The 21,560-nt window shown below is 45.7% G+C and carries 21 protein-coding genes and 1 riboswitch; of the genes, 11 read left to right on the plus strand and 10 right to left on the minus strand.

The window, feature by feature from the left end; genetic code table 11:
- Positions 1 to 20 precede the first annotated feature (20 nt).
- Positions 21 to 638 (plus strand): adenylyl-sulfate kinase, encoded by a 618-nt coding sequence (gene cysC / locus H9L11_RS08455; RefSeq protein ID WP_005379598.1) that lies wholly within the window; start codon positions 21 to 23, stop codon positions 636 to 638.
- Between the two features lie 89 nt (positions 639 to 727).
- On the opposite strand, the gene H9L11_RS08460 is transcribed toward cysC, so the two are convergent.
- The 7 genes from H9L11_RS08460 to H9L11_RS08490 form a co-directional block, all read right to left on the minus strand.
- Positions 728 to 1,633, minus strand: a complete 906-nt coding sequence (locus H9L11_RS08460) for a TIGR03899 family protein (protein ID WP_104975809.1) — start codon at positions 1,631 to 1,633, stop codon at positions 728 to 730.
- A gap of 322 nt (positions 1,634 to 1,955) precedes the next feature.
- Positions 1,956 to 2,450: a DUF3299 domain-containing protein gene (locus H9L11_RS08465; protein ID WP_064353581.1), complete on the minus strand. Its 495-nt coding sequence runs from the start codon at positions 2,448 to 2,450 to the stop codon at positions 1,956 to 1,958.
- Between the two features lie 4 nt (positions 2,451 to 2,454).
- Positions 2,455 to 3,714, minus strand: a complete 1,260-nt coding sequence (locus H9L11_RS08470) for an ABC transporter permease (RefSeq protein ID WP_053306844.1) — start codon at positions 3,712 to 3,714, stop codon at positions 2,455 to 2,457.
- Complete coding sequence (locus H9L11_RS08475; RefSeq protein WP_205390690.1) at positions 3,711 to 4,439, minus strand: ABC transporter ATP-binding protein; 729 nt, start codon at positions 4,437 to 4,439, stop codon at positions 3,711 to 3,713. The genes H9L11_RS08470 and H9L11_RS08475 overlap by 4 nt, the downstream gene beginning before the upstream one ends.
- A gap of 52 nt (positions 4,440 to 4,491) precedes the next feature.
- On the minus strand, positions 4,492 to 5,145 hold the full coding sequence (locus H9L11_RS08480; RefSeq protein ID WP_205390691.1) for a DUF2796 domain-containing protein: 654 nt from the start codon (positions 5,143 to 5,145) through the stop codon (positions 4,492 to 4,494).
- A gap of 133 nt (positions 5,146 to 5,278) precedes the next feature.
- A complete protein-coding gene (locus tag H9L11_RS08485; RefSeq protein WP_080996158.1) occupies positions 5,279 to 5,578 on the minus strand; it encodes a DUF2607 family protein in 300 nt (99 codons plus the stop codon).
- A gap of 226 nt (positions 5,579 to 5,804) precedes the next feature.
- On the minus strand, positions 5,805 to 6,356 hold the full coding sequence (locus tag H9L11_RS08490) for a YtfJ family protein (RefSeq protein WP_005383122.1): 552 nt from the start codon (positions 6,354 to 6,356) through the stop codon (positions 5,805 to 5,807).
- A 215-nt stretch (positions 6,357 to 6,571) separates the two neighbouring features.
- Between H9L11_RS08490 and H9L11_RS08495 the strand changes: the two genes are divergently transcribed.
- Positions 6,572 to 6,772, plus strand: a complete 201-nt coding sequence (locus H9L11_RS08495) for a DUF1107 domain-containing protein (protein ID WP_005379612.1) — start codon at positions 6,572 to 6,574, stop codon at positions 6,770 to 6,772.
- Between the two features lie 70 nt (positions 6,773 to 6,842).
- On the opposite strand, the gene msrA is transcribed toward H9L11_RS08495, so the two are convergent.
- Entirely contained in the window at positions 6,843 to 7,481 is a 639-nt protein-coding gene (msrA, locus tag H9L11_RS08500) for a peptide-methionine (S)-S-oxide reductase MsrA (protein ID WP_005379620.1), read from the minus strand.
- A 167-nt stretch (positions 7,482 to 7,648) separates the two neighbouring features.
- Here msrA and H9L11_RS08505 point away from each other — a divergent pair, with 167 nt between their 5' ends.
- The 4 genes from H9L11_RS08505 to H9L11_RS08520 are packed head-to-tail and all read left to right on the plus strand — an operon-like array spanning position 7,649 to position 13,926.
- A complete protein-coding gene (locus H9L11_RS08505) occupies positions 7,649 to 9,361 on the plus strand; it encodes an autotransporter assembly complex family protein (RefSeq protein ID WP_005383121.1) in 1,713 nt (570 codons plus the stop codon).
- Complete coding sequence (locus tag H9L11_RS08510) at positions 9,358 to 13,122, plus strand: translocation/assembly module TamB domain-containing protein (protein ID WP_205390692.1); 3,765 nt, start codon at positions 9,358 to 9,360, stop codon at positions 13,120 to 13,122. The genes H9L11_RS08505 and H9L11_RS08510 overlap by 4 nt, the downstream gene beginning before the upstream one ends.
- A gap of 44 nt (positions 13,123 to 13,166) precedes the next feature.
- Positions 13,167 to 13,514, plus strand: a complete 348-nt coding sequence (locus H9L11_RS08515) for a gamma-glutamylcyclotransferase (RefSeq protein ID WP_205390693.1) — start codon at positions 13,167 to 13,169, stop codon at positions 13,512 to 13,514.
- 49 nt (positions 13,515 to 13,563) lie between these two features.
- On the plus strand, positions 13,564 to 13,926 hold the full coding sequence (locus H9L11_RS08520; protein WP_017633454.1) for a DUF2799 domain-containing protein: 363 nt from the start codon (positions 13,564 to 13,566) through the stop codon (positions 13,924 to 13,926).
- Positions 13,927 to 13,999: 73 nt separating this feature from the next.
- Here H9L11_RS08520 and ppa read toward each other — a convergent pair whose 3' ends face one another.
- Positions 14,000 to 14,530 carry an inorganic diphosphatase gene (gene ppa / locus H9L11_RS08525; RefSeq protein WP_205390694.1) on the minus strand — a complete coding sequence of 177 codons (531 nt, stop codon included), beginning with the start codon at positions 14,528 to 14,530 and terminating at the stop codon, positions 14,000 to 14,002.
- Positions 14,531 to 14,657: 127 nt separating this feature from the next.
- Positions 14,658 to 15,674 (minus strand): class 1 fructose-bisphosphatase, encoded by a 1,017-nt coding sequence (gene fbp, locus H9L11_RS08530; protein WP_005383114.1) that lies wholly within the window; start codon positions 15,672 to 15,674, stop codon positions 14,658 to 14,660.
- Positions 15,675 to 15,986: 312 nt separating this feature from the next.
- Between fbp and mpl the strand changes: the two genes are divergently transcribed.
- From mpl to thiQ, 5 genes are all read left to right on the plus strand, one after another.
- Positions 15,987 to 17,345, plus strand: a complete 1,359-nt coding sequence (gene mpl, locus H9L11_RS08535) for a UDP-N-acetylmuramate:L-alanyl-gamma-D-glutamyl-meso-diaminopimelate ligase (RefSeq protein ID WP_205390695.1) — start codon at positions 15,987 to 15,989, stop codon at positions 17,343 to 17,345.
- Between the two features lie 5 nt (positions 17,346 to 17,350).
- Positions 17,351 to 17,989 carry a flavin prenyltransferase UbiX gene (locus H9L11_RS08540; protein ID WP_025768362.1) on the plus strand — a complete coding sequence of 213 codons (639 nt, stop codon included), beginning with the start codon at positions 17,351 to 17,353 and terminating at the stop codon, positions 17,987 to 17,989.
- Positions 17,990 to 18,026: 37 nt separating this feature from the next.
- Positions 18,027 to 18,163, plus strand: a riboswitch (TPP riboswitch).
- 72 nt (positions 18,164 to 18,235) lie between these two features.
- Positions 18,236 to 19,228 (plus strand): thiamine ABC transporter substrate binding subunit, encoded by a 993-nt coding sequence (thiB, locus tag H9L11_RS08545; RefSeq protein ID WP_193837533.1) that lies wholly within the window; start codon positions 18,236 to 18,238, stop codon positions 19,226 to 19,228.
- A 41-nt stretch (positions 19,229 to 19,269) separates the two neighbouring features.
- A complete protein-coding gene (gene thiP / locus H9L11_RS08550; protein WP_017820277.1) occupies positions 19,270 to 20,856 on the plus strand; it encodes a thiamine/thiamine pyrophosphate ABC transporter permease ThiP in 1,587 nt (528 codons plus the stop codon).
- Positions 20,856 to 21,560 (plus strand): thiamine ABC transporter ATP-binding protein, encoded by a 705-nt coding sequence (gene thiQ / locus H9L11_RS08555; RefSeq protein ID WP_005379648.1) that lies wholly within the window; start codon positions 20,856 to 20,858, stop codon positions 21,558 to 21,560. Before thiP ends, thiQ begins: the two co-directional genes overlap by 1 nt.

The raw sequence follows: 21,560 nt of genomic DNA on the forward strand, positions 1-21,560 counted from the left end.
GATATTTACAAGGATACGTTATGACTGCCGAAACGACGGTAAAAGATGAAAACATTGTTTGGCACCAGCATTCGGTTGATAAACAGTTTCGTGCTGAATTAAAGAAGCAAAAACCTGCCGTATTGTGGTTCACTGGTTTATCTGGAGCGGGTAAATCAACCGTAGCAGGGGCGTTGGAAAATCGCCTTGCAGCATTGGGTTACCACACCTATTTATTGGATGGTGACAATGTACGGCATGGTTTGTGTAGCGATTTAGGTTTTTCTGAACAGGACCGTCGCGAGAACATTCGTCGCATTGGTGAACTGGCGAAGTTGATGGCAGATGCGGGTTTAATTGTTCTGTCGGCGTTTATTTCACCGCATCGTGCAGAGCGGAAGTTAGTGCGCGATTTATTGCCAGAAGGCGAGTTTATCGAAGTGTATGTCAATGCATCTCTAGAGGTTTGCGAAGGTCGAGATCCTAAGGGTTTATACCGTAAAGCCCGTGCGGGAGAGATTCCTAATTTCACTGGTATTGATTCGGAATATCAAGCGCCAGAGAACCCTGAAATCGATTTGCCCGCGGGAGAAAAGAGTGTCGATGAGCTGGTGGATTTGTGCTTAATCGATCTTAAACAACGCGGTGTGATCCGATAAAAAAGCATTTAGATCATAGGTGACCTAAAGCTCTTTGAGCAGCTGGAGAAGTATTTGGATCATAGGTGGTCAAATGCTTCTCAAGCTGGCTAGACGGTATGATGAACCGTACTTTTAGCTTCACTATGGACACTAAATCTATGATTTAACAGTGCAAGCATTTGATCGTAGTATTTGGCATGTGGTTTGTTTCCGAGTAAGGTACAGAGCTCATTACCTGTGGGTGTGAAGCGGTAATATAAAAGGCGGACACCTTTACTGTTTACGTTCAGCGACAAGTTTTTACCTTGGTAGGTGAGGACCAACGGTGTCTCGATACTAATTTCGCCAGATTCAAGTTCGGCACTGTGCAGCAGCCCTAATTCAATTAAGAGCAACAAGCTTGAATACGGCAGTTGAAAACTTCCCATATTTAGGCTGTTGGCGACGTCTCGCTTGCCGAAGCTAAATATGCCTCCTTGGGCTTTGTAACCAATCAGCAGTTTTCTGCTGTGATCCCCTCCAAAACTGCATGCTAAAGAGGCGGCTCTTTGCAGAGTTTGTGCTTCCTTTGGTGACATGTCTTTGAGGGTTTTCAACGCTTTCATGGACGTTGAACCCGGATTGGTCACTTCACGCTTCATCACTTGAGCCCATAGCTTTTGCATCGCGCTGTTATGGATGTCTTGAGCCATCTCAAAAAATCGATGCAACCAATCTTGGTCTGGCTCTCCCGCTGTCTCATCTCGGCATGAACTGTGCGCTAATTTTAAAATCTGTTCTAAGTTTTTTTGTCGCTGTTCTTGGCGTCTTTGCTCTCGCAATTGGGCTCTTTCAAACGCAGATTTGGCTGGCGGTTCGGTTTGCAGTAAGGCGTCAAGACCGTGTATTTGGGCAATGGTTTTTACCTTACTAGCACTGTCTTTTATGTAGCCTTGTTTCTTTTCTTGTTGCGTATTTTTTTTTGTGTCTGACTGATGTTCGATGACAACAGGTTGCTTTGTCGGGTCTGCCATTCGTTTTCCTACCAAGAACTGCGCGGTTCGCACGTTTAAATTTACACCTTATCTGACCAAGCGACCAGACAGGAGTTCTCAGTTTTTGAACGAATAGGGCTATTCAAAATGATAATGAGTTGTTAAAATTGTTATCGTTATTTTGGAGGGGCTATGAAGTTCTCAGAAGCAGGTAAACTCAAAAAGCACCTGTCGATAGCGTTTCTTTTGGTTATTTATGTGGGCGTGTTAGCGTATTTATCTCGTTATATCGTGTAGCACAAAGCTAAAAAAGGCGCCAGTGTGACGCCTTAGGTGTAGCGAGGCTTATCGACGACTTAAATTACATATCGTCGTAGGCTTCTATTTCTGATCCCTCAATAACGTAAGCCGTTTCTGCCAGTTCGTGGTTTATCGTCTCGGTTTTCAACGTTCCAACCACATATATAACATCCCACAACTCTTGAACAGGCGCGCCTTTCGGAAACTTCACGTAAATGATCTGGTTTGGAGGCGGTGGTGGCACGTGAATACAAGCTCCAAAGTATGGCACTAATAAAAACTCGGTGACGGTATTGGCATCACCTTCAAGTGGGATAACAAACCCTGGAATTTTAACTTGGCTTCCGTTCAGTTCTGGTCGAACATTACCAATCTTGGACTGCTGCGCTGCGCCACCACTGTGATCAGATGCAGGCATGCCTATACTGTCGAACAATTTACGCTCTTTTTCTGGAACAAGGTCAATCCAGTCAAGCTTCAATGGTTCTTCGCTGGCCATAACAGGAGCTGTGAATGCGACGACCAGCAAGCAACTTGCGAGTATTTTTTTCCACATTTTATTAAATCCTTATTGTCATTCCGTCACTCAGTGACTGTCGGTAGGCGCGGAGTGCGGGAATGAAACCAATCACAATACCAGCGCATTGTACGAAACCTAATAGCATCCACTCATAAGTAGATAAGATGCTTAAGGTGAGATGTATTCCATAGTGCTGTTGGATGATCGGCTGCGCGATAGCAAGAATGGCATACAGCCCAGTAACGCCAGTAATAATACCAGCAGCAGTAAGCAAGCTAGCTTCACTAATTAAGAGTGAGAAAACATGACGAGGCCTTGCTCCCATGGCACGCAAAATCGCCATTTCACGGCGGCGTTCCTGTAGGCTAGTTAATAGACTGCTTAACATACCTAACAACCCTGCAATCACGACAAAACCAGATACTGCCATTAGGGCTTGCTCTGCAACCGACATCATTCCCCATAACTCATGCAACGCAACGCCGGGCATAATGGCGCTAAGCGGCTCTTTGGGGTAGGTGTTAATTTGTCTTTGCAGGGCGAAAGTTTGAATACGAGATTTCAAACCAACGAGCATAGCGGTAATTTGTTTGGGCTGAAAGTCTCTGTTTTTGAGATCTTGTGCCTTGGGTGTCGGGCCCAAACGCGCACCACTTTCCCACCCAACGTGAATGGCTTCGATGGCTTCCAATGATACATGGACAGTTTTGTCGACTGGTGTTCCTGTAGGAGCAAGGATACCGACAACTTTAAATGGCAGATTGTCATGACGGCTAAAGCCAACGTCGCTAATGCCGTGGGCAATGATGATTTCGCTACCGATATCATAACCAAGTTGTTTAGCGACATCAGAACCTAGCACGGTTTCAAATAAACCATTGAATTCTCTACCCTTGCCAAATGTTAGTGGTTGCTTACTTCCAAACTTGTAATGCTCAAAGTAACTGTGATTGGTTCCCATAACTCGGAAGCCTTTATGCGAGTCGCCAAGCGAGATTGGAATAGCCCAATCGACTGAACGATGATTGGCAAACTCTTGGTAGCTTTTCCAATCGATGTTGTTGGTCGCATTACCAATACGAAACACAGAATAGAGCAATAGGTTCACTTGCCCAGAACGTCCACCAATAATGAGGTCTGTGCCTGAAATTGTATTGGCGAAGCTATCCTTGGCTTGAGTTCGGATACGCTCGACGCCCAAGAGGAGTACTACTGAAATCGCAACGGTCATGATGGTTAGAATTGCCGTCGCTTTTCGGTTCATCAAGCTTTTCCAGGCGAGCTTTACAACAGCACTCATGATATGGCTCCTAGGCTAGATACTTGATTAATTTCGGGTAGATTGAGCGTGCGATCGAATAAGGGTTCGAGTGTTGGATCGTGGCTAACGAATACCAGTGTGGCATTGGCTTGATTCGCTTGCTCCATAAGGAGCTCAATAAATGCTTTACGATTGTCATAGTCTAAAGCTGAGGTTGGTTCGTCAGCGATCACTAACTCTGGATGTCCTATTAGAGCTCGAGCCGCAGCCACACGTTGTTGTTGACCAATACTCAAGTCAGAGACAGGGCGTGTATGAAGCTCGTTTGGCAAGTGCAGTCGTTCTAGTAGGGCCTGAGCCTGTTCATCTAACGTTTGAGATGAGGCACCTAAATGGGCACGGTCACGTCGTATTTTACTGAACTGACATGGCAATAATACGTTTTCAAGTACGTTAAGGTACGGCAATAAATTGAACTGTTGAAAGATGTAGCCAATATGATTGGCGCGAAAGCGGTCTCTCTGACTGGCACTTAAACTAGCAAGGTCAGTATCGAGTACAGATAGAGAGCCTGAAGTTAATGTGTTAATCCCCGTCAACAAAGCGAGCAAGGTCGATTTACCGCAGCCACTTGGACCTTTGATAAACACATGCTCGCCTTGTGTAATGTGTAATTTGGGGATGTGGATGGTTGGGTTGGTTGAACCGGGCCAGAAAAATTGGGCATCCTCTAGCTCGACAACATTTGGTGTGGTTTCAGTCATATTAAATCACCAAAGCTGTGGCGTGTAAGTGGGTACTCACACGCCACTCGTGTTATTTGATTACGATTTGGGTGTTATCTTTGCTTAATTTAATTGCTGATTGCATGGTATCAGTGAATATATTGACGCTGATGGACTCTGTAGTTGGGAATTGGTTAAACCAATCGGTTTGGATTTGGCTAAGCTGATTAACTTGTTCGCAACTGAAGCGATATTGCACCGAAAATTCACCGTGACCGCCATGATCGTGCGCCTCATCATGATCGTCATGGTGGTCATGTTTATCATGATGTTCATTATGATCATGGTGTTCGTGCCCTTCATGATCGTGATGTGCATGGTCATCATGGTCGTGCTCACTATGATCATGTTCCTCATGAGTTTCGCTTAGGTTGTGGCTCACGTAAGCTTCTTCAATATTACAATCAGCTTGTGAGTTAATAGCGAACAATGCGTTGCTGTCTTCGAGTGTAGCGACGGCTTGTTTAAGCGCTTGCTCTTGTTGCGCGTTTTCTGAAGCATGTTCGAAACCCACAACATCAGCTCCAGGAGCTGTAATCTCTACTAACAGATCTTTGCCATCTTGGGCGATATTAAACTCGACGTGACCATGCACATGAGCACCATGCTGGCGGTATTCGTTTGCATTCGCTGCTGTTGATAAAGTGAGGCCAATAGCAAGGGCTAAAACGTGTTTTGATGACATTGTATTTTTCCTAATTTTACTGGCATTAACCAAAGGCGGTATTGCTCAGATTCGAGTTTCACTAAGTTATTATTCCTGACACACTAGGTGCGGAAATGAACTCAATAATTTTGAGTGTGGAATAGTTTGGAAATTAAGCAAAATAAGGAGGGGCACGAGCAGCGCCAAGAACTTCTTCGCCGTACACGAGATGCAAAAAAACATGATGATGCTGGGCGCGCGTAAAAGTCGGTGTAGAGAGGGTAGGTTGTACCTTTGCTATACCGTGCTGAACACCAGAAAATAATTGGCAATGATGATGGGTATGATGGTCGGGCGTCAGATCGACTTGATGAAGTACAACCGCAAAGTTCCAAGCGATCAGCAACGCAACACTGAAAAATAAAGCAGTGCGATACCAATATCTTAGTATTTTTTGCTGGTGGTGGTACATCTGAGCTCCTCTTACCGACTGTTATAATATAACACCCATAATGAGTAAAAGTTCACTCTTTTGTTGGCTAGCAGAAAAATTTAACTCAACACATACGTGCCGAAAAATATTGGTAATACTCTCTGTGGAAGTGTCGCACTTATAAAGAGCAGAGTTGTCACTGCCCATGCTTCTAATCAAATTCATATAGCTCCTTACAACAAGAACAAGGAGCCATTCAATGAAGCTAGATGTTCTGTTTAATAAGCTCAATGACTTTTGTTATCTCATCTTGCTCAAGTGCGCCCTCTTTGACAAACAGAACTTTGCCCGTTTTGTCTTGAACAATAATGGCCGAGCTTTCTTCTTTCAGGTCCCAAGTATTAGCAACTACGCCATTTTCATCAAGAACCATGGATGACCAAGGAAACTCTTTTTTGCTATCTTGAGCTGAAGACTTCACGAAAGAGCCTGTCCCCCAAATTGCATCATCTTGGTTGATGATAGTCGTCGTCTGGTAGCTTTCTTGTGGAAAATTTGCCGCTGTTATTGCCGACATTAAAGGGGCATTCATCTCTTTTGAACTGCTACGGCCTGCGATGGCTTGAATAACACGAACTTTGCCTTGCATATGTTGAGTTGCCCAGGGTTGGTATGCAACGCCTTCGCCTTGTAAAACAATCTCGCCGTAAGCGGCAACATTGACAGGAGGAACGCTTTTTCCTACTGACAAGTTGTGTGCAAAGGTCAAGCTTGGCGTTAAGGCCAGTAGTAGAGGTAGGAGAGTCTTAGTTTTCATATTGTTATATTCCGTACGAGGTTTGGAAGCTTCCAGTATATATCCAGATCTTAGAAATTTGTAGGACCGTTGATAACATTTATTTAACGTATGGAGTGGTGTAATCTTGCGTTATATTTAGAATTTGCTAAAATGATTTCCGTCGCAAATTGCGCATTAAGATTGCAGAGGAAAAATAAGCAATCCGTGTTTTCTCAAAGGAATTGAGGTGAGTTATGCTACGTGAGTTTGCTGTATATCGACCATTACAAGTGGCCCGTTTTGTTAAAACGTTGTTCAAAGGTCAATTTTTTATTGTTGGGGTTGGCTGTTTTCAGTTCGACAATGGCAAAGTGTTACTACCTGACGTCAACGATCATAAAAGGCTCACCATCTTTAAAGAAGTCAACCAAGTGATAGCATCATTATCGGCTTAGTTAGCTTGGTACCCACTTAGATTTAGAAAAGAGCGACCATATCGGTCGCTCTTTTTGTTGCTGGTTAGGTTTATCCTTGGAGGCTTGGTGGGAAGCAAACTCCCGTTCCTCCGATGCCACAGTAACCATCAGGGTTTTTCGCCAAATATTGCTGGTGGTAGGTTTCCGCAAAGTAATACGGACCTGCTGGTTGTATTTCGGTGGTGATGTTCGCGCGCTGCTCTTCTTGCAGTGCTTGCTGATACAAGAGTTTCGATTTCTCTGCGCTCTCGAGCTGCTCCGTCGAATAAGTGTAAATTGCAGAACGATATTGAGTACCTAAGTCGTTACCTTGACGCATTCCCTGAGTTGGGTCGTGTTTTTCCCAAAAAACAGCCAGTAGCTTTTCTAATGAGATGACGCGTTCATCGAAAACGACTCGTACGACTTCTGTATGACCCGTTTTACCTGTACAGACCTCTTCATACGTGGGATTGGGTGTGTACCCCCCAGCGTAACCGACCGAAGTAGATACAACGCCGTCGAGTTGCCAAAATACGCGCTCAGCGCCCCAAAAACAGCCCATTCCGAGCAAAATCTGCTGTTGGTGTGACGCAAGAGGCGCCTTTAGGTTAGATTTATTTACAAAATGATGATCGTCAATCTGCATTGGTTGATCTCTACCTGGCAAGGCATCTTCTATACTGATCAATGTTTGTTTGTTGAGCATGGTATTTGTCCTTCAATACGTGTCTTAAATTTGCGAACTTTTTCATTTCGTCTGTATCTGATGCTGTGATGACATAGACCGCGTTAAACCTATTAATATTACAGACTTAGAATCTAATTGGCGTTATCATTATTTACGTTTACTTAACCTCATTCAGCCATAAAAGCATGATAAAAAAAGCTCTCCCCACCATTGTTGGCCTGTTTGCCTTTTCTCATGGTGCCTATGCCGATGTTTCTTTGACTTTGAAAGGCATTGATGGCGCTTTAGAAGAGAATGTCAGTGCGTATCTATCATCTATTCCAGAGAAGGATTACTCCACTTCTCTGCGTTTTCAAGCGAGATTAGATCAAAGTATCACTGAAGCGCTTAACGCGCTTGGGTATTATCATGCAAAAATTTCATACTCTATTCCTGAAGCGAATGATGAGTTAATTGTGCTCATCAAGCCGGGCTTGCCAGTGAAAGTGAAAGTCATGGATGTGGTCATCACTGGAGAGGCCAAGGACGATGAAGAGTTTGCAAAACTTATTGAGCGCTCTCCGCTCAAAGTTGGCCAAGTTTTGAATCAAGGCCAATACGACAGCCTTAAGTCAGGCATTCGTAACTTGGCGCTTCAGCGTGGTTACTTCAATGGTGAGTTTACGCTAAGTCGATTAGAGGTTATCCCTGATCTGAACGAAGCTAATGTCCGTTTGCACTACAGCAGTGGAATACGTTTCAATTTTGGCGACGTTTCTTTTATTGGCAACCACATCTGGGAAGACCGTGTCGCATCACTACAACCTTTTAAAGAAGGGGACCCATACAACGTTTCGAAGCTGGGCGAGTTTAACCAGAAGCTATCAAATACGGAGTGGTTTTCCTCAGTTTTTGTTGAGCCTGAATTGGATAGGCTTGATGATGGCCGAGACTTGCCAATTAAAGTGTCTTTATCTCCTGCTTCCAAGAATCAGATCGAGACGGGTATTGGTTACTCAACGGATGTCGGCGTTCGAGGAACGTTGAAGTGGAAGAAACCTTGGGTGAGCTCCCGAGGACACAGTTTCAACACTGCTTTATCCCTATCTAAGCCAGAGCAAACCGTGACTGCTTCTTACAAAATTCCTTTAGAAGATGTCGCTAACGATTATTATCAAGTTCAATATGGGCTTAAAAACCTAGACAACCGTGACACGCAGAGTATCGAGTCTAACCTTGCAGTGGAGCGTCATTGGTTAGCAGACGGTGGTTGGCATAATACCGTTTATGTTCGTCATTTGTACGAGAGCTTTACGCAAGGTTTACAAGATGATGAATTCAACTTCGTACTTCCAGGTGCGACATTTTCTCGGACTAGGGTTCGAGGGGGCAATATGCCAATGTGGGGAGACAAGCAAAGCATCACTATTGAGTATGGTGATACCGCTATGCTTTCTGAAACTAGAGTGCTCCGCTTAATTGGCTCGACTTCTTGGATTCGTGGTATTGGAGAGAATCATCGTGGTTTGTTCCGCTTAGAAGGTGGTGCGAATATTACCGATGAACTTGAAAAACTATCACCGTCGCTGCGTTTCTTCGCTGGTGGTGACAATAATATTCGTGGTTACGGCTATGAATCTATTTCACCTGTGGATGAGAGTGGCGCCCTGACGGGGGGTAAATACATTGTTAGCAGTACATTAGAATACCAATATCGTGTTTATGGAAACTGGTGGGCTGCAACGTTTTACGATATTGGTGATGCGTTTAATGAAACACCAGATTGGAAATCAGGTGCTGGTGTTGGTATCCGCTGGGCGTCTCCGGTGGGCCCTGTTAGTTTTGATTTTGCATGGGGGTTGGATGCAAAACCAGAACGAGAGTTTCGTATCCACTTCTCATTGGGGCCTGAGCTATGATCAAAATGATGTTTAAGTGGACCAAATGGCTGTCGCTCAGTTTGATTGGTCTATTGCTGTTGCTCATCATTATTGTCGCGACAGTTTTATTTACCCACCCAGGCCTCAAATTTGCCTTGTGGGGAGCCGAAAAAGCACTACCACAATTGCAGATTGAAAAAGTGCAGGGTTCATTGTTTCCTCGCTTCGAACTGCATAACGTCAGTTTTGTCGATGAGTCTTTGAATATCGATGCCAAAGTCGAGCGTTTAGCTTTGGCAGTGAACTTCCGCTGTTTCTTTGACCCTAAGGTTTGTGTCGATGAGTTAAGAATGCAGGGGCTTGACTTTAAGATGCCTGAGCTACCGCCAGCAAGCGAGGAGCAAGAGGAAACACCACCACTGCGTTCTATCAGTACGCCAGTGCCAATTTTTGTTAATAAAGTCAGCTTTAATGATATCAATGTCAATGTGCTGGGCAATCAAATTGATTGGCAAACATTCTCGACCGCTTTGTCGATGCAAGGCGATCGTTTGGTGATCGCACCTACCGCGTTGAAAGACATTAATGTGGCTTTAGCACCAAGTGAAGCTGAACCTGAAGCGGTTGTTGAAGAGCCGAAAGAAGCCGATGCTACGCCGCAAGATATTGTGTTACCCGAAGTATGGATTCCGCTGACGGTGGAAGCGCGTCGTCTTGATATTCACAATTTCAAACTGGCAGGTGAAACGCCAGTGATCGTCAATCATCTTGGTTTGGTTGCAAGAGCAGGCGGTGAGCGTGTTGATGTCAAAACGTTAGAGCTCGACATGCCAGAAGTGGAAGGCAAGTTGAGCACACAAGTGACGCTTTCTTCTGATTACCCTATCAAAGCGCAACTGGACGCGTTAGTGAAGCAAGCGGATGCGAAGGGACAAAAACTGTCGCTTTTGGTCTCGGGTTCGGTTGGTGATTTGTCACTAAATGCTACGCTTTCTGAGCTTGTACAAGGGGAGATCAAAGGTGATATTCAACTGCTTAAAACGCAGTTACCGTTTGATGTCGCGATTAAAAATGTACAGGCGCAATGGCCGCTATTTGGACAAAGCGATTACCAGGTTTCTGTACCAAGCTTGGCGGCAAAAGGCTCACTTGATGGCTACGAAGTCGCATTAGAAACCAAAGCGTCAGGCAAAGATATTCCCGCCGTTGATGTCGCACTAAACGGCAAAGGTACGTTAGAGCAAATTGACCTCGAAAGCCTTGTAGTGAAAACCTTAGGGGGCGAGCTCTCTGGGAAAGTCATGGCCAATTGGGCTGCGCCAATCAACTGGCAAGCTGACTTAAACCTGAAAAACATTCAACCAGGTTTACAATGGAAAGAAGCTGAAGGGGATATCAGCGGTAACCTTTCGACTTCGGGGTCGTTAACAGAACAAGGCGGTTGGCAAGTCAGTTTGCCTAAGTTAGACATTGACGGCATTTTGCGAGGGTATCCGCTGAATGTTGAAGGGCAGCTTGAAGCGTCTGATAAGAACGGCAAAGGTGAAGACATCCAACTTACCACTCAGGGTTTAGCGCTTTCTCATGGTCCAAACCAACTGAGTGCAAAGGGTAAGATCGATAAGCAAATTCTGATGGATGTTGAGGTTAACTTCCCTGATTTTGCAAAAAGTGTTCCGGACCTTGCAGGTAAAATGCAAGGTAAAGTCGCACTACGTGGTAGCTTGAAAGAACCAGACATCAATCTTGATCTCGCTTTAAATCAGATAAACTGGCAGCAACAGGCGAACGTAGAAACGATCACCTTAAAGGGTGATGTGAAGCCTCTGCCAGCACCAAAAGCGAACATAAGCCTAATTGCGAACAACATTACCTATGACGACATAAAAGTTGATAGTGCTGACCTTGAAGTTTCTGGGGATGAAAAACTGCATCAACTTACGCTCGATGTAGTGTCTGACCTAGTGTCGACCAGTTTAGAAATTGAAGGGACATTCCAGCAGAAACCAGAAATGATTTGGGATGGGGCGCTGCGCCGCTTGACGCTGAGCTCGCAACAAGGCCCGTGGGCGTTGCAAAAATCGACCGCGGTGAAGGTCAATATCGACAAACAGATCGCGAACGTTCAAGCGCATTGTTGGTTGCAAGCGGAGTCGAGCGTATGTCTAACCGAAGACATTAGTGTCGGTAAGAGTGGCCAGGCGAAGTTAGCCATCAATGATTTTGATTTTGACCAAATCAAACAATTCCTGCCGCCAGAAACCAAGCTGCAAGGCTCGGTTAATGCACAGGCTTTTGCTAAATGGGCACCAGAGAAAAAGCCTGAAGTAACCTTAAGTGTCAATATGCCAAAAGGCCAAGTTGAACAAGCGCTTGAACAGCCAATTAAAGTCGGTTGGGAAAGCTTCAACTTTAAAGCAGCATTAGCGAAAGACAAGCTTGATGCCGAGTGGCTATTTGATGTGAAAGATAACGGTGACTTGTCTGGTAAGGTTTCTTTACTGAATGTCTCGACTGAAAAGCCCACTATTGATGGTAAGGTTTCACTCTCTACGTTCCACTTGGATTTCTTGGCACCGTTGATTGGTGAGTACAGCTTGTTTAAAGCAAACATGAATACTGACCTAGCGATATCAGGTGACGTCATGCATCCGAAGGTGAATGGTCAGTTCTTGATTGACCAAATGAAGCTACAGGGTGAAGTCACACCGATAGATATAAACTCAGGGCAGGTCGTCATCAACTTTAAAGGCCATCAAGCGGACTTGGATGCCGGAATTCTAACCCCGGATGGTGAGTTGAACGTTACCGGTGATGCCGACTGGCAGGACTTACAGAACTGGCGCACTAAAGCGCGTGTATTTGCTAAAGAGCTCAATGTTGATTTGCCCCCAATGGTAAAAATCAAAGTTGAGCCTGACATGACAATAGATGTGACTCCTCAGCTTGCGAAAATTGAGGGTGATATTAATTTGCCATGGGGCAGAATTGTCGTCGAAGAGCTTCCACCAAGTGCGGTAGGCGTATCGAGTGATACCGTTATTCTCGATAAAAACTTGCAGCCAGTGGACGATGTCGCTGCAATGCCGTTTGATGTGGAAACGAACATCAACATTAAAATTGGTGATGACTTCCAACTTGCCGCTTTTGGTTTAAAAGGTGGGTTGAAAGGGAACCTAAACGTGACACAAAAAGACAAAGGTCCTTTCATCGTTGGTGAAGTGAATGTTGTCGACGGTTCTTATCGCTCGTTTGGTCAGGACTTATTGATTAAAGAAGGTAAGATTCTGATGAATGGTCCACCAGATCAACCTTACTTGTCTATCAAAGCGATTCGTAATCCAGACAATACCCAAGATGATGTCATTGCGGGGGTACAAGTGTCAGGCCCAGCATCTGATCCGAGTATAGAAATTTTCTCAGAGCCCGCGATGAACCAAGCCAATGCACTTTCTTATCTACTTCGTGGTCAAGATATTGATGGTGAAGCCGGTGGTAATGCAATGACGACTACCTTAATTGGTTTAAGCTTGGCGAAGAGTGGTCGTGTGGTTGGTGAAATCGGTGAAGCCTTTGGCGTACAGGATTTACAGCTGGACACTGCTGGGTCGGGCGATGATTCGCAAGTGACGGTGAGTGGTTATATTCTGCCAGGTTTGCAGGTGAAATATGGTGTCGGCATCTTTAACTCCCTAGGTGAGTTCACTGTGCGTTACCGATTGATGCAAGACTTGTATTTAGAAGCGGTATCTGGTGTAGATAGCGCCGTTGACCTACTCTATCAGTTTGAGTTCGATTAAAGTGCTTTAACCTAAGCATACACAGTCATGACTAAGGAGTGGTTATGCTGCATTTGATTTTTGTCTACGGCACGTTACGTAAGGGAGAGTACAACCATCAGTATTTGCGCTCGGCGCAGTTTCTTGGTTTACATGAAACGGATGCTCAATTTGCAATGTATGACTTAGGCCCTTATCCAGCGTTGTCTGTTGGGCAACGCTCGATTCAAGGTGAAGTGTATCTGATTGATGATGAAACCTTATCCGAGCTAGATAAGTTGGAAGATGTGCCAGTGGAATATCGCCGAGAGAGCATCGTTACGCCGTTTGGCCAAGCTTGGATCTACTTATATCAAGATACTGAGCAGCTAACCGAAGAAATCGCTTCCGGAGATTGGTGTCAAAAGGTGTGAGCTATACTGACATTATCAATAGCAACGAGCTAAACACTAAGGAGTCACGATGAAAGCATTCGTAATTGGAGTAATGGCGTTGCTTCTTGCTGCATGCGCACAAACAACACTACCGACTTCGAATAATGTGACCGATTGGCAAGTGTTTGGTAAGCAGTCAGCTTTAGATGGATTACGGGAGTTATCTGAGGAGCGAATTGCGAAGCTGGATGATGTTAACCATGCGACGCCAGAACTGATAATGGCTTATCAAGCGGGTTACCAGCAAGGCAAACAAGAGTATTGTGAGCAAAGTGCTTATATGCTCGGTGTTATCGGGCGGCCGTATTTTGGCATTTGTGATGATGTTGACCCCTTCTTTCAACATGACTACGACGCTGGACGAATGTCTTCAGCAGGCGCACCTATCTAGTTGACACAGGTAAGATGAAAGCAAAAGAGCTGCCCTAGAGCAGCTCTTTTTAATTTTGTATCAGCAGTGATGCTTATTTTTTCTGAGCTCGTTCGTAAGATTCTTGGATTTCAGCTTTGGCGGCAGCAACATCTGCCCAACCATCCACTTTCACCCATTTGCCTGCTTCAAGCTCTTTGTAACGCTCAAAGAATTGCGTGATCTGCGCTTTCAGTAGTTCTGGGATATCGTCCACATCTTGGATGTGATCGTACTCTTTCGAGATTTTTGAGTGGGGAACCGCAAACACTTTTGCATCTTCACCCGATTCATCTGTCATCTTCAAAACGCCAACAGGACGGCAGCGAATGACTGAACCTGGCATGAGTGGGTATGGTGTTGGTACCAATACGTCGACTGGGTCGCCATCAAGAGACAGGGTATTGTTCACGTAGCCATAGTTGCATGGGTAGAACATTGGTGCAGACATGAAACGGTCGACAAATACAGCACCAGAGCCTTTATCTACTTCGTACTTGATTGGATCTGCATTTGCAGGAATTTCGATCACGACATAGATATCTTCAGGCAGCGACTTGCCTGCTGGTACATGGTTTAAGCTCATTAGAATATTCCTTTTCATTAACGATGAGTCACACAAAAGCGGCTTCATCTGATGATAAATTCGCGTTTCACTTTAGCGACAAAAACGCGGCAGGTAAACACCTGCCGCGTTGGACAAAGGTCTGAAATTATTCTTCGTCGCGGTGCAGTTCAAGGAACTCTTCAACTTTGCGAACCATGTTCTTCGAACCCACAAAGAAAGGTACACGCTGGTGCAACTCAGTAGGCTTGATGTCCATAATGCGATTCACGCCGTCCGATGCAATGCCGCCAGCTTGCTCAATGAGGAATGCCATAGGGTTACATTCGTAAAGCAGGCGTAGCTTGCCTTGTGGGTGGCTTTGTGTGCTTGGGTAAAGGTAGATACCACCTTTCAGTAGGTTGCGGTGGAAATCAGCAACCAGCGAGCCAATGTAGCGAGAAGTGTATGGGCGACCGTCTTCTGGCACGTTTTCTTGGCAGTACTTGATGTACTTCTTCACCCCTTGAGGGAAACGAATGTAATTACCTTCGTTGATGGAGTAGATCTTACCATCATCAGGAATCATCATGTTTTCATGAGAAAGACAGAAGCTGCCGATAGATGGGTCGTAAGTAAAGCCGTTTACGCCGTTACCAGTTGTGTATACCAACATGGTGGAGGAGCCGTAAATTACGTAGCCCGCAGCCACTTGTTTGTGACCAGGTTGTAGGAAGTCTTCTTCAGTTGGTGGAGTACCGATTGGAGAAACACGACGGTAAATCGAGAAGATAGTACCAACAGAGACGTTCACATCGATGTTAGAAGAACCATCAAGTGGGTCCATCAGTACTACATATTTGGCGTTTTGGTTGAGTTCTTTATTGAACGCAACTGCTTCGTCTTCTTCTTCACTGGCAACGCCACACACTTGATCACGAGCTTCAAGCGCGGCTTTGAACTTATCGTTCGCGTAAACATCGAGCTTTTGCTGATCTTCACCTTGGACATTTTCCGTGCCTACAGCACCAGTGATATCACCGAGACCCGCTGCGTTGATTTCGCGGTTAACGATTTTTGCAGCTAAACGAATGGAGGCTAAAAGGGATGATAGATCACCGCTAGCGTGGGGGAAATCCGCTTGTTTTTCGACAATGAACTCGCCTAGGGTGCGCAGTCCTGACATGGTTAATCCTTACATTTTCATTTCATTGGGGGTAGTGCGCAAGTGAGCATCTCTTTATGGATGTTAAACGATTGCGCTGGATGTAAGTTTAAGTCGCAGATCTTTTTAATGGTAATGAAGTAACTGTTTGAGATCTCAATTTATTTGTAGACTTGTTTGAGGGATTCATCAGTAAGCAAGAGGTTGTACAGTCTGTGTTCAACCTTGTCATATTTGTGAAAGGGACTGCAAGAAGAAGGCTAAAGTCACTCGCTTTTCAGGCGGTAATCGCGATAATGAAAGCATTAAAAAACGCATTACAAGGTTTAGTTTATGCACATTCATATCTTGGGTATCTGTGGCACATTTATGGGCGGCGCAGCGATTCTAGCGCGCCAATTAGGACATAAAGTCACTGGTTCTGATGCCAACGTTTATCCGCCAATGAGCACACTGCTTGAGTCTCAAGGTATTGAAATTATTGAAGGCTTTGACCCGTCTCAACTCGACCCTCAACCAGATCTTGTGGTGATTGGTAATGCGATGAGCCGTGGCAACCCGTGTGTCGAGCATGTGCTCAACACTAACATGCGTTACACCTCTGGCCCGCAGTGGCTCAACGAGTTTTTGCTGCATGATCGGTGGGTATTGGCGGTATCGGGTACACATGGGAAAACGACCACATCGAGCATGCTTGCTTGGATACTTGAAGATTGTGGTTATCAACCGGGTTTCTTAGTCGGTGGGGTACTCGGTAACTTCGGAGTGTCTGCTCGTTTGGGTGAAAGTATGTTTTTTGTCGTTGAAGCGGACGAATATGACAGTGCTTTTTTCGATAAGCGTTCTAAGTTTGTGCATTACCATCCTCGCACTTTAATCATGAACAATCTTGAGTTTGATCATGCTGATATCTTCGATGATCTAGAAGCGATCAAGCGCCAATTCCATCATTTAGTGCGAACTGTACCGGGCAATGGATTGATCTTAGCGCCGAGAAAAGATCAGGCGTTAGCGGATGTATTAGAGCGTGGCTGCTGGACTGAAAAACAGTTCTCTGGTGAGAATGGTGACTGGCAAGCGCACAAATTAGTGCTTGATGGCTCAAAATTTGACGTTGCGTTGCAAGGCGAGAAGGTTGGTACCGTCGAATGGAATTTGGTGGGTGACCACAATGTGGATAATGCGCTGATGGCAATCGCTGCTGCACGACATGTTGGAGTCACTCCGGATCTTGCTTGCCAAGCATTAGGGCGTTTCATCAATACCAAGCGCCGTTTAGAGCTGAAAGGTGAAGAACAAGGTGTGACGGTTTACGATGATTTTGCGCATCACCCAACGGCAATTGAACTTACTGTCGGTGGTTTGCGTAACAAGGTAGGTGAAAAACGCATCCTAGCTGTGTTAGAGCCGCGTTCTGCCACCATGAAGCGTGGCGTACACAAAAACACACTTGCAGAGTCACTACACAGTGCAGATGAAGTCTTCTTGTTCCATCCAGATAATATCGAGTGGTCTGTGCAAGACATTGCTGATCAATGCAAGCAGCCAGCGTTTGTCGATGCCGATATAGATAACTTTGTAGCCAAGATCGTCGAACGTGCGCGACCAGGTGACCAAATTCTAGTCATGAGCAACGGTGGCTTTGGTGGTATTCACGGAAAACTTCTTGAGCAGTTAAAACAAAAAGCCTGATTGATATGCAAAACAAAACACAACCCTCTCATAAAAAAGCCATCACGTTGGCATTAACGGGGGCTTCTGGTGCTCCCTACGGCCTTCGTCTTTTAGAATGCTTGGTTGCGGCGGATTATCATGTCTACGTTCTGATTTCTTCGGCGGCTCGTGTTGTGATGGCAACCGAGCATAATCTTAAGCTACCAAGTGGCCCAGAAGCGGCGCAGCAAGCATTAGTAGAGCACCTGAACTGCAATCCAAATAACATCACCGTTTGCGGTAAAGACGATTGGTTCTCGCCGGTTGCGTCTGGTTCTGCTGCACCCAAGCAAATGGTGGTTTGCCCATGCTCTGCGGGAAGCGTTGCGGCCATAGCACACGGTATGTCGGACAACTTGATCGAACGGGCCGCTGATGTAGTAATGAAAGAGCGCGGGCAGCTGTTGCTCGTGGTTCGCGAAACACCATTTTCAACGCTACATCTCGAGAACATGCACAAACTGTCGCAAATGGGCGTCACCATCATGCCAGCGGCTCCGGGCTTCTATCATCAGCCAAAGAGCATTGAAGACTTAGTGGATTTTATGGTGGCGAGAATTCTCGACCACTTAGGTATTGAGCAAGGTTTGGTGCCTCGTTGGGGTTATGACCAGCGCTCGTGAGCTGATTGTGTAACCACTCAAATACCTTTACAATCCATCCAACTCATCGGGGAGCAAACCCATTTAGCATTGAGTCAATCAATGCATTGGGGCGCTGAGACCTAAGTGTTTAACTAGGGACCCGTATTACCTGAACCAGATAATGCTGGCGTAGGAATTGAGTCTGGATATTGGAAGTCCTTAATAGCCGCCTCAAACCCTGTGCCGCTCAACTTATTTCTCTGAAATACTCATGGAGAGCGAGCAGTGAAACCCACTCTAAATCTGATTGCCTTAGCTGCAATCACCTCTACTTCAGCGTTTGCCGCTGAAAACACATTAACCATCTATACCTACGACTCTTTTGCCGCAGATTGGGGCCCGGGTCCTAAAATCGAGCAAGCTTTTGAAGTAAAATGTGGCTGTGACGTTAACTTCGTAGCGTTGGACGATGGTGTGTCGATTCTGAATCGTCTTCGTCTTGAAGGCGGTAATAGCAAAGCGGACATCGTATTAGGTTTGGATAACAATCTGATGGCAGAAGCGAAGAAAACCGATCTGCTTGCCGAGCACAATGTGGATACGGCTAACACAGTGTTACCAAACGGTTGGAGTGACACGACGTTTGTACCGTACGATTACGGCTACTTCGCGTTTGTGTACAACAAAGAGAAACTGGCTAATCCGCCGAAAAGCATGAAAGAGCTGGTGGAAACGCGCGACGATCTGAAAGTGATTTACCAAGATCCGCGGACTTCAACGCCGGGCCAAGGCTTAATGCTATGGATGAAATCTATTTATGGCGACGATGTGACGCAAGCGTGGCAGAAGCTAGCGAGCAAAACCGTAACGGTCACGAAAGGTTGGTCTGAGGCGTATTCTATGTTCCTCAATGGTGAGTCCGATTTAGTGCTTTCTTACACCACTTCACCTGCGTACCACTTAATTGCGGAAAACGATTCGAAGTTTGCTACGGCGAATTTTGCTGAAGGCCACTACATGCAAGTTGAAGTAGCCGCTAAAGTGAAAGGGGCAAAAAATTCAGAACTTGCTGATCAATTTATGAGTTTCATTTTAAGTGATGAGTTCCAATCGGCGATGCCAACGGGTAACTGGATGTACCCAGTCACTGACGTTGAGTTACCTAAAGGTTTTGAAACTTTGAGTGTTCCAAGCAAGTCGTTGAGCTTTAGTGCTGATGAAGTGGCAAAAATGCGTAAGTCTTGGATTCGCGAATGGCAAAGCGCATTGACGTTTTAGCTGACGTTTCCATCCTCATCTGAATGAGATAGGTTTTACCTTTGAATTCTGTTCCAAAAATAGGTTTAGGGGTCGCGATGATCATCGCGACCTTTGTTATTTCTGCCCTAGGTGCTTTGATTGTTCAAGCCCCTTCACTTGATGTGTCTGTGGTATGGGGCGACCCGTACTATCAACATGTCACCAAGTTCAGTTTCTACCAAGCGTTTCTTTCCACATTGCTCAGTGTTGGCTTTGCCATTCCAGTAGCGCACGCACTTTCGCGTCGCCAATTTATTGGTAAATCATTACTGCTTAAGCTGTTTGCATCGACACTGGTTTTGCCGGTTTTGGTTGGTGTTTTTGGGCTGTTAGCGATTTATGGCAACAGTGGTTTGTTGGCGCAGTGGTTGCAAAGTTTCGACACTAAACTGCCATTCTCTATTTACGGTTTGAACGGCATTTTACTCGCCCATGTGTTCTTTAATTTACCTTACGCGGCACGATTGCTTCTGCAAGCCTTGGAGTCTATTCCTGCCGAGCAGCATAAGCTTTGCGCGCATCTTGGGATGAGCCATTGGGATAAGTTTCGCTGGGTAGAATGGCCGCGTTTAAGGCAGCAGCTTCCCCACGTTTGTGGGTTGGTGTTTATGTTGTGCTTTACCAGTTTTGCCACTGTAATGGCGTTGGGGGGCGGGCCAAAATCCACCACCATTGAATTGGCCATTTACCAAGCGATTAAGTTTGATTTTGATTTACAAGCTGGGGCGTTATTGGCGCTGTGGCAGATGCTGTTATGTGGACTGCTTGCTATTGGAGTGCAGAAGTTAACAAGGCCTGTTTCTATCAGTGCTGGAAGCACATCGGTACAGCAATATTTAACGAAGGATCATGGGTGGTCAAAAGCTTGGGATAGCTTTTGGATCATAGGTGCCTTTTTACTGGTAATACCGCCGTTATTGATGGTGTTACTGAGTGGCATCAACCAACAAGTTTGGACAGTATTAACCGATGAGCGTTTTTGGTCTGCGCTATTGAACTCCCTCAAAGTCGCCTGTGTCGCTAGCGCGCTTGCGGTCGCTGCAGGGGTGTCCATACTATTGACCAGTCGCCGTTGGCGGTTGCAGTACAAAAACACGCGAGCCGATCAGATTGAGTTAATCGGCACCGTTATTTTGGTGACTCCAGGTCTGGTGATTAGCACCGGTTTATTCTTACTACTGCGCGCATTTACCGATGTTTTTAGCTTGGCATTTTTTGTCGTGATTTTGGTGAACGGTTTGATGGCTTTGCCTTACGTGATCAAAACGCTAGCGCAGCCAATGCTGCACATTGAACAACAGTATCAGTATGTATGTGCCAGCTTAGGCATGCGTGGCTGGCAACGGTTTAAAGTGGTGGAGTGGCAGGCGCTACGCAAGCCGTTTGCACATGCGTTTGCGATCAGCTTTATGTTTGCGATTGGCGATTTAAGTGCTATTGCGTTGTTTGGCGGACAAGAGTTCCGCACTTTACCTCTGTATTTATTCCAGCTGCTTGGCAGCTATCAGATGGACGCAGCTGCGGTGGTATCGGTGACCCTATTGTTGTTGAGTGTGGGCTGTTTTGCCTTGATTGAGAAAGTATTGAAAACGAAGGAGAGAGCGTAATGTTAGTGTTGGATGATGTGCAGTACACCTACCAACGTGAACTGTTTCGTTTTGACTTAACGATTGAGCAAGGACAGATTGTGTCGCTGATGGGACCAAGTGGGGCAGGGAAGTCAACCTTGCTGGCGTTGGTGGCAGGATTCATCCATCCTGACCGTGGTGATATTTGTGTTGATGGTGAGTCCATTGTGCGTAAAGAGCCTTATCTGCGTCCGTTCTCTATGTTGTTCCAAGAGCACAATTTGTTTGCTCACTTATCGGTGCGTGACAACATCGGTTTGGGCTTACACCCAGGGCTAAAGCTTACGGTGGACCAAAATCGTCAGATTGAACAAGCCGCGCAGCAAGTTGGTGTTGCAGAGTACCTCGACCGTTTGCCAGAGCATCTTTCTGGTGGCCAGCGTCAACGTGTTGCCTTAGCGCGTTGTTTTGTTCAGCCTCATCCCATGTGGCTATTGGATGAGCCGTTCTCGGCGCTTGATCCGGTGTTGCGTGAAGAGATGCTGAGCTTGGTAAAAAAACTCGCAGCAGAGCGGGGAATAACCGTATTGATGGTCACGCACCATTTAAGCGATGCCAAAGCGATTGCCAGCCACTTTGTGTTTGTGGCAGATGGTAAAGTGGAAGCCGCGGGTGATATGTCTGCATTGAGTGAACAGCATGCTAGTGAGAAGCTTGCGGCATTTATCCGAGCAGCATGCTAG

Origin of the sequence: Vibrio sp. sp1, assembly GCF_016920955.1 — a bacterium.
GTDB lineage: Bacteria > Pseudomonadota > Gammaproteobacteria > Enterobacterales > Vibrionaceae > Vibrio > Vibrio alginolyticus.

Coding starts and splice junctions, on each gene's coding strand:
- H9L11_RS08495 (WP_005379612.1), top strand. CDS start 6,572: ATGCTACGTGAGTTTGCTGTATATCGACCATTACAAGTGGCCCGTTTT.
- H9L11_RS08475 (WP_205390690.1), bottom strand. CDS start 4,439: ATGACTGAAACCACACCAAATGTTGTCGAGCTAGAGGATGCCCAATTT.
- H9L11_RS08485 (WP_080996158.1), bottom strand. CDS start 5,578: ATGTACCACCACCAGCAAAAAATACTAAGATATTGGTATCGCACTGCT.
- cysC (WP_005379598.1), top strand. CDS start 21: ATGACTGCCGAAACGACGGTAAAAGATGAAAACATTGTTTGGCACCAG.
- H9L11_RS08465 (WP_064353581.1), bottom strand. CDS start 2,450: ATGTGGAAAAAAATACTCGCAAGTTGCTTGCTGGTCGTCGCATTCACA.
- H9L11_RS08515 (WP_205390693.1), top strand. CDS start 13,167: ATGCTGCATTTGATTTTTGTCTACGGCACGTTACGTAAGGGAGAGTAC.
- H9L11_RS08460 (WP_104975809.1), bottom strand. CDS start 1,633: ATGGCAGACCCGACAAAGCAACCTGTTGTCATCGAACATCAGTCAGAC.
- fbp (WP_005383114.1), bottom strand. CDS start 15,674: ATGTCAGGACTGCGCACCCTAGGCGAGTTCATTGTCGAAAAACAAGCG.
- msrA (WP_005379620.1), bottom strand. CDS start 7,481: ATGCTCAACAAACAAACATTGATCAGTATAGAAGATGCCTTGCCAGGT.
- ppa (WP_205390694.1), bottom strand. CDS start 14,530: ATGAGCTTAAACCATGTACCAGCAGGCAAGTCGCTGCCTGAAGATATC.
- H9L11_RS08470 (WP_053306844.1), bottom strand. CDS start 3,714: ATGAGTGCTGTTGTAAAGCTCGCCTGGAAAAGCTTGATGAACCGAAAA.
- mpl (WP_205390695.1), top strand. CDS start 15,987: ATGCACATTCATATCTTGGGTATCTGTGGCACATTTATGGGCGGCGCA.
- H9L11_RS08480 (WP_205390691.1), bottom strand. CDS start 5,145: ATGTCATCAAAACACGTTTTAGCCCTTGCTATTGGCCTCACTTTATCA.
- H9L11_RS08540 (WP_025768362.1), top strand. CDS start 17,351: ATGCAAAACAAAACACAACCCTCTCATAAAAAAGCCATCACGTTGGCA.
- H9L11_RS08490 (WP_005383122.1), bottom strand. CDS start 6,356: ATGAAAACTAAGACTCTCCTACCTCTACTACTGGCCTTAACGCCAAGC.
- H9L11_RS08520 (WP_017633454.1), top strand. CDS start 13,564: ATGAAAGCATTCGTAATTGGAGTAATGGCGTTGCTTCTTGCTGCATGC.
- H9L11_RS08510 (WP_205390692.1), top strand. CDS start 9,358: ATGATCAAAATGATGTTTAAGTGGACCAAATGGCTGTCGCTCAGTTTG.
- H9L11_RS08505 (WP_005383121.1), top strand. CDS start 7,649: ATGATAAAAAAAGCTCTCCCCACCATTGTTGGCCTGTTTGCCTTTTCT.
- thiQ (WP_005379648.1), top strand. CDS start 20,856: ATGTTAGTGTTGGATGATGTGCAGTACACCTACCAACGTGAACTGTTT.